The sequence below is a fragment of the Pantoea sp. GD03673 genome (assembly GCF_029844725.1).
In the GTDB taxonomy this organism is placed as follows: Bacteria; Pseudomonadota; Gammaproteobacteria; order Enterobacterales; family Enterobacteriaceae; genus Pantoea.
Genome location: NZ_JAOCKJ010000007.1, coordinates 275,852 through 289,922, shown reverse-complemented (window position 1 = coordinate 289,922; position 14,071 = coordinate 275,852). Strand labels below are relative to the sequence as shown.

At 58.2% G+C, this 14,071-nt stretch carries 12 protein-coding genes; 3 read left to right on the top strand and 9 right to left on the bottom strand.

All coding sequences use genetic code 11. From position 1 onward, the window contains the following. Nucleotides 1-171 precede the first annotated feature (171 nt). Nucleotides 172-2,271: a TonB-dependent siderophore receptor gene (locus N5J69_RS15935; protein WP_279771564.1), complete on the top strand. Its 2,100-nt coding sequence runs from the start codon at nucleotides 172-174 to the stop codon at nucleotides 2,269-2,271. Between the two features lie 64 nt (nucleotides 2,272-2,335). On the opposite strand, the gene N5J69_RS15930 is transcribed toward N5J69_RS15935, so the two are convergent. Continuing rightward, nucleotides 2,336-2,584, bottom strand: a complete 249-nt coding sequence (locus N5J69_RS15930) for a GlsB/YeaQ/YmgE family stress response membrane protein (protein WP_013357556.1) — start codon at nucleotides 2,582-2,584, stop codon at nucleotides 2,336-2,338. A 204-nt stretch (nucleotides 2,585-2,788) separates the two neighbouring features. Here N5J69_RS15930 and N5J69_RS15925 point away from each other — a divergent pair, with 204 nt between their 5' ends. Further along, nucleotides 2,789-3,523: a flagellar brake protein gene (locus N5J69_RS15925; protein WP_279771563.1), complete on the top strand. Its 735-nt coding sequence runs from the start codon at nucleotides 2,789-2,791 to the stop codon at nucleotides 3,521-3,523. Between the two features lie 96 nt (nucleotides 3,524-3,619). Beyond that, the gene (locus N5J69_RS15920; RefSeq protein ID WP_279771562.1) at nucleotides 3,620-4,750 is read left to right on the top strand and encodes a mechanosensitive ion channel family protein; all 1,131 of its coding nucleotides are present in this window, start codon (nucleotides 3,620-3,622) and stop codon (nucleotides 4,748-4,750) included. Between the two features lie 128 nt (nucleotides 4,751-4,878). Here N5J69_RS15920 and N5J69_RS15915 read toward each other — a convergent pair whose 3' ends face one another. The 8 genes from N5J69_RS15915 to N5J69_RS15880 all read right to left on the bottom strand — a co-directional run bounded on the left by N5J69_RS15915 (nucleotide 4,879) and on the right by N5J69_RS15880 (nucleotide 13,915). After that, a complete protein-coding gene (locus tag N5J69_RS15915; protein WP_279771561.1) occupies nucleotides 4,879-6,297 on the bottom strand; it encodes an L-fucose/L-arabinose isomerase family protein in 1,419 nt (472 codons plus the stop codon). Between the two features lie 20 nt (nucleotides 6,298-6,317). Further along, nucleotides 6,318-7,805, bottom strand: coding sequence for an FGGY-family carbohydrate kinase (locus tag N5J69_RS15910; RefSeq protein WP_279771559.1), 1,488 nt, complete (start codon nucleotides 7,803-7,805; stop codon nucleotides 6,318-6,320). Nucleotides 7,806-7,807: 2 nt separating this feature from the next. Then, complete coding sequence (locus tag N5J69_RS15905) at nucleotides 7,808-8,752, bottom strand: transketolase C-terminal domain-containing protein (RefSeq protein ID WP_279771558.1); 945 nt, start codon at nucleotides 8,750-8,752, stop codon at nucleotides 7,808-7,810. Next, nucleotides 8,745-9,575, bottom strand: coding sequence for a transketolase (locus N5J69_RS15900; protein ID WP_279771557.1), 831 nt, complete (start codon nucleotides 9,573-9,575; stop codon nucleotides 8,745-8,747). Before N5J69_RS15900 ends, N5J69_RS15905 begins: the two co-directional genes overlap by 8 nt. 173 nt (nucleotides 9,576-9,748) lie before the next feature. After that, a complete protein-coding gene (locus tag N5J69_RS15895; protein ID WP_279771556.1) occupies nucleotides 9,749-10,855 on the bottom strand; it encodes an ABC transporter permease in 1,107 nt (368 codons plus the stop codon). 2 nt (nucleotides 10,856-10,857) lie between these two features. Next, a complete protein-coding gene (locus N5J69_RS15890) occupies nucleotides 10,858-12,372 on the bottom strand; it encodes a sugar ABC transporter ATP-binding protein (RefSeq protein ID WP_279771555.1) in 1,515 nt (504 codons plus the stop codon). Further along, nucleotides 12,372-12,971 carry a DUF2291 family protein gene (locus N5J69_RS15885; protein ID WP_279771554.1) on the bottom strand — a complete coding sequence of 200 codons (600 nt, stop codon included), beginning with the start codon at nucleotides 12,969-12,971 and terminating at the stop codon, nucleotides 12,372-12,374. The genes N5J69_RS15890 and N5J69_RS15885 overlap by 1 nt, the downstream gene beginning before the upstream one ends. A 2-nt stretch (nucleotides 12,972-12,973) precedes the next feature. Beyond that, nucleotides 12,974-13,915, bottom strand: a complete 942-nt coding sequence (locus N5J69_RS15880) for a D-ribose ABC transporter substrate-binding protein (RefSeq protein ID WP_279771553.1) — start codon at nucleotides 13,913-13,915, stop codon at nucleotides 12,974-12,976. Nucleotides 13,916-14,071: the final 156 nt, after the last annotated feature.

Here is a 14,071-nt window from a genome sequence, read left to right as displayed (position 1 = left end):
CCTTGCCGGAGGTATCCGCACCCGATTTCCGCGAATTTTACTTGACCTTCTTACGCCAACAGGCAAAATTGCAGCCAATTTACAAAAGGTAATAATTCTCATTATGATAATGAGATTACCTATTAATAACTTTACTCACCTGCCTGAACCTTTGCTAAGAAAGGAATTTTGATGAAACTGTCACTGTCGCTGAGAGGGTATATTCGCCTCTGCACCCTGGCGCTGACCGCGCCTGCTCTGAGTTTTGCTGCCGATATGGTGGTGACTGCGCAACCGCAGGAAGACTCGACCTCGCCAACTCAGGGCTATCTGGCCACCACCAGTCAGGGCGCAACCAAAAGCGATCGTCCGCTGATCACCACGCCGCAGTCGGTGTCCGTGGTCACCCGCCAGCAGATGCAGGATCAGGGCGCGCTGACCCTGAATCAGGCGCTGGGCTACAGCTCCGGCGTCTTCACTAACTTTGGCGGTGCCGCCACGCGCTACGACACCATTGCGCTGCGTGGCTTCCACGGCGGCGATGTGGACAATACCTTCCTCGACGGCATGCGGCTGATGAGCGACGCCGGCAGTTTCAACGTATTACAGGTCGATAATGCCTTCCTTGAGCGCATCGACGTGATCAAAGGCCCCTCTTCTGCCCTGTATGGTCAGACGGTGCCGGGTGGTCTGGTGAACATGGTGACCAAACGTCCGCAGTTCAGCGAAGAGGGTCATATCCAGCTGCAGGCAGGCAGCAATGCCACCACCGGCACAATGTTTGACTATACCAATGCGATCAACGACCAGTGGGCGTTTCGCCTGACCGGCGTGACCCGTAACAGCGATACACAGTACGATCACACCCGCGAAGAGAAATATGCGCTGATGCCGCAGCTGATGTGGCAGCCGGACGAAGATACCCATCTGATCCTGAAAGCGTATCTGCAAAAAGATCCTTCGGGCGGCTACCACGGCTCCGTTCCGGGCGATGGCAGCCTCACCGAACACAACGGCTATAAGCTGAGCAACGGCTTTTATGAGGGCAACAGCGATCTCGACCAGTTCAAGCGCCGCGAGCAGATCTACAGCTTTGATTTTGCCCATCGCTTTAACGACGTCTGGTCATTCTCTTCAACCGGCAGCTACAGCCACTCGAATGTCGATCTCGATCAGGTCTATCAGATTGGCTGGGACGAAAATAATCCCGATCTGCTGAACCGCTATTACTCTGGCGAGCGCTCGTCGCTCTCTGCCTGGTCCACCGATAACCGTTTACAGGCAGAGTTTGCCACGGGCGAACTGGAGCACCGCGTCAGCGTGGGGGCCGAGTATCACCGCTATAAAAATGAGATCATCGAGGCTTCCGGTCCGGCTAACCAGCTTAATGCCCTGACCGGTGAGCAGGTGGGTGATATGCCGATTCAGACCTGGGCAGACAGCACCCGTCGTTATTACCAGACCGGCCTCTATCTGCAGGATGAGATGAAGCTGGATCGCTGGCATCTGGATCTTTCCGGCCGTTATGACCGCATCGTCGCCGAAAACAGCGGCAGCGATCGCCGTCAGGATGATCACATCAGCGGACGCGCGGCACTGCTTTATGCCTTCGACAACGGTATCTCGCCTTACGTGAGCTGGAGCCAGGCGATTACCCCGACTGCGCTCACCGATCCCAACAATAATCTGCTGAAGCCGACCACCGCCGAACAGTATGAAGCCGGGGTGAAGTATCAGCCTAATGGCACCCGCGATCTCTACAGCCTGGCCGTTTATGACCTGACCCAGAAAGATGTGGCGAACCGCAATGTCCAGGACGGCACTTTTACCCCCTCAGGTAAAGTCCATTCACAGGGTATCGAGCTGGAAGCGCGTAATCAGTTAACCCCGCGTCTGAGCACCGTGGCGAGCTACACGCTGAACCATCTGCGCTTTAAAGATTCGGTAGATGGCAACAGCGGACATACCCCGTATGTTACCCCCAACAGCATGGCTGCACTCTGGGGTCATTATCAGTTTGATTACGGTCTGAGTGCGGGCGCTGGCGTGCGTTACATCGGCAAGCAGTGGGCGGACAATCAAAACACCACCCGCGTGCCATCCGTGACGCTGTTTGATGCGTCAGTACGTGCCGATCTTGGCGTCTGGAACAGCAGCCTGAAAGGTGCCTGGGTACAGGTGAACGCCAATAACCTGACCGACCGGACCTATGTGGCGGGCTGTTATGGCACAGGCTATTGCTACTGGGGCGCGGAACGCAGCGTGATGGCCACTGTCGGTTACGACTTCTGATTAAACGAAAGATAAAAAAAGGGGACGCAGCGATGCGTCCCCTTTTCTGTTTAAACCGTTACGGTTAACTGCGTACTTTGCGGTATACGAACAGCACCACGATGGCACCGATTACAGCGACCACAAAGCTGCCGAAGTTAAACCCATCGACGCGGCCGAAGCCAAACAGCGTACTGATCCAGCCACCCACTACGGCACCGATAATACCCAGAACGATAGTCAGAATGAAACCGCCACCGTCTTTACCCGGCATAATCCACTTCGCCAGAATACCCGCGATTAAGCCAAAGACGATCCAGGAAATAATACCCATCTGTTGCTCCTTCCTTTTTATGATTAAAGCGTGAACGCCTGATTAATCAAGCGGTTTACTGCGATAAGTATAGTCAGCTTTCTGAAATATGCCTGTCTGCTCACACTAATTTTTCGGGAGGCCCTGGCTAAAGCTTTTTTTAACCGAGCCGATAACCGGGATGAGTCAAAAAAACACAATAAAGTAACCCTTGCGGAGCAGGACGTGAAAGAAGCCGACCAGGAACAATATTTAAAACGTGGCACGCTGGCGGTTCTGGGCGTAATGAAAGATCTGCTGCGCTTGCAGACGCCATTACTGGTGCGCTTCGCGCGCGGGCAGTTTATCAGCCGGATGCTGGCTGCCGATGAAGATCGCCTGTTGTTTGACCTGGGCAGTAACAATCTGGATAACGAATACGCCCTGAGCAGCGACGATATCAGCATTACCGCTGAAACCTATGGCGCAAAAGTAGAGTTCAGCCTCGCCTCGCTGGAGAAGGTGACGTTTGAAGGCTTGCCTGCCTTTAGCGCACCGTTACCGGAGCTGCTGTGGCAGATTCAGCGACGTGAGTTTTTCCGCGTCAGCGCCCCGCTGGAGCCGCAGTTCTGGTGTCATACCGTCTGGCCGGATGGCAGTAAAACGCGCCTGCGGTTGCAGGATCTCTCACTGGGCGGTATCGGCGTGCTGGTGGATGAACCGCTACCGGAGGGGTTGCAGAACGGCGACAGCTTTAATTCGTTCCGGGTCGAGCTGGGCGAGTATGGTCATTTTGACGTGCCGGTAAAGCTGCTGCACATTGGCGAGCGTTGCGTGGTAAACCGCAAAAATGAAACCCGTGTCACTCCCCGACTGAGCTTTCGATTTGCCACGCTGAACCCGGCGCAGGAGCGGCAGCTTCAGCAGATTATTTTTGCTCTTGAGCGGCTGGCTCGCGATAAATCGACCCGTTTCCAGTAACGGCTTCAGGGATGCGCCACACAGGTGGGCCGCATCCAGGCTATGCTTCTTGCTTGTTTTCTTTTAAACCGGAACCCAGCAAGGAGACCCTCCCCAATGGAAAACTGGCTCTCTTCACGTCGTTTTCACTCCCTCTTTTTTAACCAGGAACTCTGGCTCAACAGCGCCATCGTGGTGGTTTCCACCCTGGTGATTTACTGGGTATTACGAACCCTGATTCGCTTTATCTCCAACCGGATTGCGCTTTACAGCGAACATCGTCATGTGCGCGCTACCGCGATTCTGGTGGAGATATTGCGAAGCACCAGCCAGACCCTGCTGCTGATTTTTTCGCTGCTGATTGCCCTGAAGTTTGTTGATCTGCCCGAGTCCTGGAGTGTGACCATCGCACACGGCTGGTTCCTGGCGCTGATCGTACAGCTCGCCCTGTGGCTTGATTGCGGCATCCGGTTATGGCTGAAAAGCCTGCTGCGCGACCCGTTGCATGTGCGCAACCCGGTGACGACGGTGATCCTTGGCATTCTGCTGCGGGTCGTGGTCTGGATTATGATGTTCCTGGCCATTCTGTCGAATATGGGCATCAACATTACCGCGCTGGTCGCAAGCCTGGGCGTCGGGGGTATCGCGATCGCGCTGGCCATTCAGACCGTGCTGAGCGATGTCTTTGCATCACTGGCGATCGGTTTCGATAAGCCGTTCGAGCATGGCGATTTTATTGTTTTTGGTGATATTGCCGGTTCCATTGAGCACATCGGCCTGAAAACCACCCGACTGCGCAGCCTGAGTGGCGAGCAAATTGTCTGCTCAAACACGATTCTGTTGCAGCAGACCATCCACAACTACAAGCGTATGCAGCAGCGCCGCATCGTGTTTAGGTTCGGCATCAGCTACGCCACGCCCTCTGAACAGGTGCGGTCGATCAGTCCCCTGGTGAAAGAGATTATCGAGGGCGTTGAGACCACCCGTTTTGACCGCGCCCATTTCCTTGCCTTTGAGGACTCGAAGCTGACCTTTGAAGTGGTCTATTTTGTGCTGGATGCGGATTACAACAAGTACATGGATATTCAGCAGGAGATTAACCTGCAGCTGATGGCGGCCATGGAAGAGCGCAATATCCGCTTCGCCTTCCCGATTCGTCAGGTTGAGTTCAGCGGTGGCAACCTGCCGCCAGTGGATCTGGTTGCCGTGGGAAGTGACGACGGCGAGGTGCGCAGAATGGCGCGTTAAGCCCCTGCCCGCTCTCCTCTTCTCGGGAGGGCGGGCATAAAAGCAGCTGCGGCCAGAACCGGAGCCACATAGGCTGCCCCTGCATGGCCGTTGTGACGTTCAGCGATTCTGCCGCTCACGCTCACCGCTTACTGATGCCGGTAACAATTCACGCCAAGATACTCACTGAAGGCTTCCTGCAGCACACCGGCTGTCGCCGAGTGATTCATCGCGACATGATGCTCAAAGCCATTGCGGCAGATCCATGCCAGCAGCGTCTCCAGCTGCGGCACCTGAATGACCGCACGACAGCCCACCGTGTCCAGCGGATCGGTGACCGACACGCCCTCGCCAACATAGGCCTTGATTTCGCCGCTGAAGTCGTCGGTCGAGAGGCGGAAATAGGTGAGATCGCCCTGCTTCATGCGGCCATGCACCGCACCACAGGTGTTCTCTTTGCCGACGGTGGTGCCAATAATATCCGCCGTACCCATAGTCGGTGACTCCAGGCTGGCGCTGGCAAAATTCCCGCAGTGAAACAGCACGCATTTATCCCGCTCGTCGCCAAAGTTATTGTTCCAGTCCGCCAGTGAGGCGGGACTCAGCGAACAGCTGGCGAGCGCATACATCGACAGCGCGCCCATCACATCCACTTCGCAGGCGCTGGGCATCAGCTGGCCCGACATAACGCTCATGATTGAGCAGACGTTAATACCCAGATTCTCCTGCAGGGACGTCCAGCACTGAATGGCGGTGGTATCAATATCGTTGTCGCTGATCCACTCGCTGATCACGACAAACAGTTTGGCCATGGTCAGCAGTTTGTCACCCGGAATACCGCGTGCATCGGCGTTGGCTTCCAGGATCTCACGCTTCTCTGCTACGCGGATATCATCATCACGCAGCCGGTTAGTGCGGGTAAAAATCTCCGATAAATCCAGGGTTTCCACCGCGATGCCCATCTTCTCCAGCAGCTTTTCGCTGTAGCGAACGGTGTTGAATCCGGCGGGCCGCGCACCAATCGCCCCGACGCGCACCCGGCGCATGGCATTCACTACCCGACAAAGCTGGCTGAACCGCTGCAGGTCCTGCATAAAGATCTCGCCGCTCAGGGCGCAGACATGCTGCCGGGTCAGGGTAAACGGAATGCCATATTGCCGCAGATTATTGCAGAGCGAAATTTTGCCGCAGAAGCTGTCGCGGCGGGTCGCCAGCCCCATTTTATCGAGGTTGTCCTCTTCCGCCTGCACCAGCACCGGCACATTCAGGTCCGCCAGACGCAGCGCCTCGGCAATCGCTTTTTCATCACCAAAGTTAGGCAGCAGCACCACAATGCCGTGAATCGCTTCGCGATGCTGACGAAACAGCGCAGCACAGATTTTGGCTTCCTGCCGCGTCTCGACGCCGCCCAGGCTGGTCTGGGTTTCATCCAGCATTACCGTATTGATGTTCATCTTTTCAAACAGCGCGACGGCCTGCTGCCGTGCCTCGCCCACCAGATAGCTGGGAAAAAAACCCCGGTTGCCAATAATGACGCCGAAGGTTAACTGCTGAGGAAGTGTTGACATGGCTCTGCTCCGGATAAGGATTAATGTGGCTGATAACGGCAGCGTGCAACCGCGTCGATCCAGCCTTTATAGTTTTCCTGCATACGCTGGGCATTCTCTTCACGCGGCATGATGATGCTGCCGCCCTGCAGTGCCTGCATATCACTGCCCTGCTGCCACCATCCCAGCACTTTGCCCGCCAGCAGCGCCGCGCCCAGCGCGGAGACCTCGGCGGTCGGCACCCGCTGCAGCGGCCGCTGTAACACATCCGCCTGTAACTGCATCAGCCAGCTATTTTCAGTGGCGCTGCCATCCACGCAGAGCGCCGGGAGCTGCTGGCCACTGGCCTGCTCCATCGCAAAAAAGACGTCGGCGATTTGCCAGACGACAGACTCCAGCGCCACCCGCGCCAGCACGTCGGGCGTGGCGGCGTCCGTCAGTCCACACACCATGCCGCGCGCCTGCAGATCCCACCAGGGCGCGCCCAGGCCTGAGAGTGCCGGAACAAAATAGATGCCCTGATTGTCGTTGCAGCGCTGTGCCATGGCGGTCAGCTCGCGCGGATCCTGCACGCCGAGCAGTTTGCCCAGCCAGGCGGCACCGGAACCCGTGTGGGTGATGTTGCCTTCAAAGGCGTAGCGCAGCGTGCCGTCATGCCAGGCCACGGTGGTGCTGAGACCATTTTCCGTCAGCAGCGGCGTCGCCATAGACATCATCAGCGACGATCCGGTGCCGTAGGTGGCTTTCACCACTTCTGACGCACCGCGCCGCTGCGCCTGCAACGCAGCATGTGAGTCACCGATGCGGGCCAGAATCGGCGTACCGGGCGCTAAGCCGGGAATGTCATTCACCGCGACCACGCCCTGTTCACTGGCTGAGGCGGTAATTCGCGGCAGTGCGGCACGCGGCAGCTGAAACAGCGCCAGCAGCTCGTCGTCCCAGTCATTAAGATGCAGGCTGTAAAGCTGAGTGCGGGCGGCGTTGGCATGATCGGTCACAAATATCTCGCCCGCGCTGAGCTGCCAGCTGAGCCAGCTGTCGACCGTGCCGATGCAGAGCTCACCGGCGGCGGCACGCGCTGCGCCGTCAGGGATGGCGGCCAGCATCCCGGTCAGCTTGGCGGCCGGGAACATCGGATCAACGGCCAGACCGGTTAAGCCGGTGATACGGGGCGCTTTACCCGCCTGGTGCAACTCGCGACAGAATGCTTCGGAGCGTCGATCCTGCCAGCTCACCAGCGGCGTCAGCGGCTGACCATCACGCCGCTGCCAGATCAGCACCGACTCGCGCTGATTACTGATTGCCACGGCAGCAACCGGTGCCCCATCACAGGCTGACAGACAGTGGGTCATGGCCTGTTTTACCGCCTGCCAGATCGCCAGCGGATCCTGCTCAGCCAGTCCGGGCTGCGGATGTTGCAAGGTTAAACTCTGGCTACCACGTGCCACTACGCAGCCGCTGCGATCAACCGCTATCGCCTTGGCGTTGGTGGTGCCTTCGTCGATCGCCAGAATCAGGGGTCCCGCCATGTTTATGCTCCTGCGCAGATGCGCGCTGCACGGTTAACTACGCTGCTGGCATCAATGCCGTGATGGGCACGGGTCGAGGCGCGATCGCCTGCAATGGCATATTCGCCATCCATAATGCCGAGCCGTAACAGCGGAATGCCGCAGCCGCCTTCCGCCAGCACTTCAGCCACCAGACTGCCGACACCGCCGTTGACGTTGTGCTCCTCCACGGTAATCACCGCTGGGTAGTGATTTAACAGATCGCGCAGCTGTCGGGTATCACAGGGACGAATCGATGGAACCGCGATCACACCGGCTGAAATGCCCTTTTCAGCCAGTTGCTCAGCAGCGTGAACCACCTCGTGAACCGTTGAGCCCATCGCCACCAGCGCGATGTCGCTGCCTTCCCGCAACAGATCGATTGCGCCCGGCTGGAACCGGTAGCTTTCGTCGTGCAGCTGCGGCAGATCTTTGCCATCCAGACGGATATAGACCGGCCCGACGTGCTCCAGGGCATAGTCAATGATCTGGCGGCACTCCAGCGGACAGGAAGGAGCATAGATCTCAATGTTGCCGAAACCGCGCATCACCGCGATGTCGTCAATGCTGTGGTGGGTGCTGGCTAACGGGCCATAGCTGGCTCCGGCATTCAGCCCGAACAGTTTGACGTTGGTGTTGTTGTAACAGACATCAACTTTCACCTGTTCATTGGCGCGGGACACCAGAAACGGCGCGGCGTTACAGGTCACCGCAACTTTGCCGCCCAGCGCCAGCCCGGCCGCTGTGCCCACCAGCGTCTGCTCGGCGATGCCGACATTGATCAGCCGGTCGGGAAACGCCTTGATAAAGGGGGCGATCTTGGCGGTTGAGGTGGAATCGGCCACCACCGGCACCAGATCCACGCCGCGATTCACCGCGTCAATAAAGGCCGTGACCATAACGCTTGCTAAATGTTGTGCATTACTCATCTTTCAGTTCCTCCAGTGCCAGCGCAATCTCTTCGCCTTTCGGCACCCGGTGATGCCATTCGGCTTTGCTCTGAATAAAGGAGACACCAAATCCCTTTTCGGTATGCGCCACGATCACCTGCGGCTTGCCGTTCTTTGGCAGGTTTTCAAGGGTGTCGACCACCGCCGCCATCTCGTTTCCGTTGCATTCGGTGACCTCCAGCCCGAACGCACGCCATTTTTCCGGCAGCGGATCGGTGTTCATAATGTCGCGGGTCGCACCCGCCAGTTGCAGCTTGTTCTTGTCATTAATGATGATCAGGTTGTCGAGCCCGTAATGCGCCGCGACCAGGGCCGCCTCCCAGTTGCTGCCTTCGGCCAGCTCCCCGTCGCCGGTGACCACAAAGATGCGGCGCGAACTGTTATCTTTTTTCGCCGCGATAGCGATGCCCACCGCCACCGGCAGCCCGTGCCCCAGCGCGCCGGTGTTCAGTTCGATGCCCGGCGTTTTTTGCCGCACCGGATGGCCGGGCAGATGGGAGTCGGCATGCTGATACGTTGCCAGCCAGTCGGTGGGGAAATAGCCTGCCTCCGCCAGCACGCAGTAATAGCCGCCCACCGCGTGTCCTTTGGACTGGATGTAAATGTCACGCTGAGCGTCATCGGTGCGATCCGGGGCGCAGTTCAGAATGCGGAAGTAGAGCGCGGTGAGGATCTCCACCTGCGACAGGTCAGCGCCGGTATGACCGCCCGCCGGGCTGCCTGCATTTAGCTGGATGATGCGGCGGCGGATAGCACGCGCCCGACGCTCAAGGTCTTCGACCGGAAGATTGAAAGGATTCATACACTACCTCTGAATTTTAAATCGGTTATGAATATATATTCACATCAGTTAAAAAAATTTCTGCCAGAAATTAGTGCCATATGCAGGCACTCCCCGCTGTTTGCCACTCTGACCACCAGGCCATCGCCGGGTGCGGAGACACGCAGCAACACGGCCTGCACGTCCCGCCGCGATCAGGGTTTCGCCGGTTTGCCCTCCTCAATTAATGCTTTCTGTGCCACCACCGCCGCCTTCTGCTGCATCCGGCTCTGCGTCTGGTCGATGATCACAGCAATGATGATGACAATCCCTTTAATCACCATCTGCCAGAATTCACTGACGCCCATCATGATCAGGCCATCCGCCAGAAAGCCGATGACAAACGCCCCGATCAGCGTGCCGACAATCGTGCCGCGTCCGCCCGCCAGCGAGGTGCCGCCCAGCACCACGGCGGCAATCGCGTTCATCTCAAACGCGGTGCCGTTCGCCGGATGGCTGGCGACCAGCTGCGAGGAGACCACGATGCCGGCAATGGCCGCGCAGAACCCCGACAGGGTGTAGACCAGAATTTTCACCTGCCGGGTTTTTACGCCTGACAGTTCAGCGGCCCGCTCGTTGTCACCGATGGCATAGACCTGACGGCCAAACGGCAGGCGGCGCGCAATATAGGCGATCACCAGCGCCAGCAGCACCATCATCAAGATGGCATACGGCAGTCCGAGCAAGGTTCCCGCACCAATGCGATCGAAACCGGTGTTGCCCAGCAGTGGGTTGCCCTGCAAACCGGGAAAGGTTTCGCCGCCGGAGGTGAGCATCGCCGCGCCGCGCAGGATGTACATGGTGCCAAGGGTGCAGATAAAGGGGGCCACGTTGTAGCGGGTAATGATCCAGCCGTTACCTGCGCCAATCAGCGCGCCGACTAACAGCACCACCGGCACAATCACCCAGACACTGGGGAAAATAGCGATGCCAAACATCGGCAGCACAATGCCTTTGGTAATCAGCCAGCCCGCGATCATGCCGCACAGCCCCAGCGTCGCCCCAATCGACAGGTCAATGCCCGCAGTGATAATGACAAAGGTGATGCCCAGCGCCAGAAAGGCGTTAATGGCGATATGTTTCACCATGATCACCAGGCTGCCGGTAGCAAGAAAATCCGGCACGGTGATGGCAAAGAAGCCGACAATCAGAATCAGCGCAATAAACGTGCGCAGCTTCAGAAGCAGCAGCAGAATGCTTTCGCGTGAACTGAACGCTTTAACCGGACGTGTGTTCAGCGCGACGCTGTCATTGCTTTTCATGCTCAGAACCCCTGCGCACTTGCTTTCACCAGCGCTGCCTCTTCCGCCTGGTCGCGGGGAAGATCAGCCGTAAGTTTGCCGCCCGACATCACCAGGATGCGATCGGCTACCGCCATAATCTCTTTCAGGTCTGAGGTGGAGAACAGCACGGCTATGCCCTGCTGCGACAGCGCCACCATAGTGCGAAACACCTCGGCTTTGGCCCCGACATCAATGCCGCGGCTTGGCTCATCCAGCAGCAGCAGACGCGGATTGGTCAGCAGCGCACGGCCTATCACCACTTTCTGCTGATTGCCGCCGCTGAGTGCGCTGATGGCGACGTCCGGCGAGGAAATTTTGATCGCCAGCTTGCCCACCGTCTGGTTCACCGCCTGCTGCTCTGCCTGATGCGCAATGGCAAAACGGTGCGACAGTCGCCGCCACAGGCTGGCGATGGTGAGATTACTGGCCACCGACGAGACCGGGAAAATCCCGGCGCGTTTGCGATCTTCCGGCACCAGGCTCATGCCCATCCGGATGCGATCGGCGGTCGGCAGACGGGCTGGCAGCGGTTTGCTGTCGAGCCACAGCCTGCCGAGGTAGTCGCGCTGGCTGCCGAGCAGACATTCAAACAGCTCGGTACGTCCCGCGCCCATCAGTCCGTAGATCCCGACGATTTCCCCGGCACGCACCTGAAAACTGACGTCATCCACCAGCGTATTGCCGTTGGGGCTGATGCAGGTAATATGCTGCGCTTCCAGCACCGGTGCGCCATACTCACGCGCATCCGGCAGGAAAGTGGTGACCGGCTCACTGCCCAGCATCTCACGCACGATCCACGGCACATCAATGGTGCTGACCGGGGCTTCCGCCTGAAAGCGTCCGTCGCGCAGAATGGTAATGACGTCACCAATCGCCATCAGCTCTTCCAGCCGGTGGGAGATGTAGATAAGGGTAACGCCCTGCTGCGTCAGGTCGCGGATCACCCGGAACAGGATCTCCACTTCGGTTTTGCTGAGCGCCGACGTCGGCTCGTCGAGGATCAGGATGTCTGCATCTTCCGCCAGCGCTTTCGCGATCTCCACCAGCTGCTGCTGACCCACTTTGAGATTTCCGACCCGCTCAGTGGGCGAAATCGGCTGGTCGAGTCGCGCCATCAGTGCGGCAGTACGGCGAGCCTGCTCCGCCTCATTGATGGGTGCCAGCCCACGCTGGATCTCCCGGCCCAGAAACAGGTTTTCCGCCACCGTGAGGTTTTCAAACAGGTTCAGCTCCTGATGCACCATGCCGATGCCGTGCCGGGCGGCATCGCGGGTGCTGCTCAGCGTCAGCGGCGCGCCATTCAGGAACAGCGAACCGGCGGTAGGCTGCTGTACCCCGGCCAGGATTTTCATCAGGGTCGATTTTCCCGCCCCGTTTTCACCGATGATGACGTTAACTTTGCCGCGCCAGACCCGGTAGTCCACGCGATCCAGCGCCAGCGTGCCGGGAAACAGCATCGATATCTGCTCGGCCCGCAGAATGATCTCATCCTTCATCAGGGCGTCCCCCGCCGGAGTTCAACCGCCACCACATCATCAATGCTGTTGTGACCGATGCTCACCGCCAGCAGCGCCTGAACCGGTTGATTGACCCAGCTGGCGTCCAGCGGCGGTAGCTGCTTCACCGCGTGACGGTTCAGCGCCCGCGTCAGCTGGGCGTACTGCACCTGATTAGTGAACTCCTCGAAACGAAAACCGGCGGCATCCCGGATAGCGTTACTGCGCAGCACCGGCCCGACGTTGATTACCACCGGTTTGCCGTTGATGGTCAGCGTCAGCGTGCGTTCACGCGGATTTTGCGCATCAAAGGCGCTGGCTTTCCCGCTGGCCCGCACAAAGACGCTTTCACGCCCGCCGGGTTTGACCGTCTGACTTTTCGCCTCCATGTCGGCCCAGCTCAGTGCGTGGCCGTTCGCGGCGGTTATTACCCGCGGCTGCCAGGTCTCCTCCGCAATCTGCTGCGGCGTCTGGTTGGTATAGCTGGGTTTCGCGTGCGGATCTTTCGGCAGAATCGGGTTACCGTCTGCATCCAGATCCACCACGGTGCAGGCGCTGAGCAACGCCACACCGATCAATACCGCCAGCATCCGTTTCATCGTTATTTCGCCAGGTTGAAGTTTTTCAGCTTAGCGGCGTTGCTGTCGTCAATCAGGACGCAGTCCATCAGCTGCTTCTCCTGTTTCTGCGCTTTTCCGTTCCTGAGGTAGTAGTCCGCCTGCGTGACCGCCATCTGCGCCTGATCCCAGCCCGGCTGCAGCACCGTCGCTTTAATGTTGCCTTTGTTCAGGATGGAATCGCGGGTGTAATCGCTGCCGTCAAATCCCACGACAATCACCGAGGTTTTCCCGGCGGCTTTCAGCGCGGCCTCCGCGCCCAGCGCCATGGTGTCATTACCGGAGATCACGCCCACGATGTTGGGGTGTTTCTGCAGCAGCGTTTCCATGCGGCTGAAGGCTTCGGTCTGGCTCCAGTTGGCGCTCTGCTGCGCCACCATTTTCAGGCCGGGGTAATCATCCAGCACGTCGTGATAGCCCTGCGATCGCACACCGGCGTTGGTGTCAGACTCTTTACCCAGCAGTTCAACGTACTCACCTTTACCGCCCAGCAACTTTGCAAATTTCTCTGCACCCAGCTGCGCGCCCTGATAGTTGTTGGAGACGATCTGCGCCACGGCGATGCCGGTTTTGTTGATCTCGCGGTCAATCAGGAAGGCAGGAATACCGGCATCTTTGGCTTTCTGTACCGGCCCGACCGTGGCATCTGCGCCAGCGTTATCAAGAATGATCGCTTTCGCTTTGCGCGCAATCGCGGTCTCAATCAGCTGGTTTTGTTTGTTAACGTCATCGTCATGCGAGGCCACCAGCGTGGCGTAACCCAGCTCTTTGGCTTTGGCTAACGCGCCTTCCGCCTCGGCTTTAAAAAACGGGTTGTCATGGGAAGGGGTGATAATCGCCAGCAGGCCCTGCTCTGCGGCAAGCGCCGTGGCAGAAAAAGCGATCATCGAAGCCAGCAGGGTCAGTTTGATCAGAGGACGAGTCATCTATTTTTCTCCGCTTGAATATATATTCACACGCGATTTTATATGCATAATGACTATGCGCCTGCGCGGATACGTCGTCCAATGCGCGATCGTCAAAAAGCGAAAACGATCACAAATTAGCCCGCGTTGTGATTTTGATCATCCTGGTTAACAATA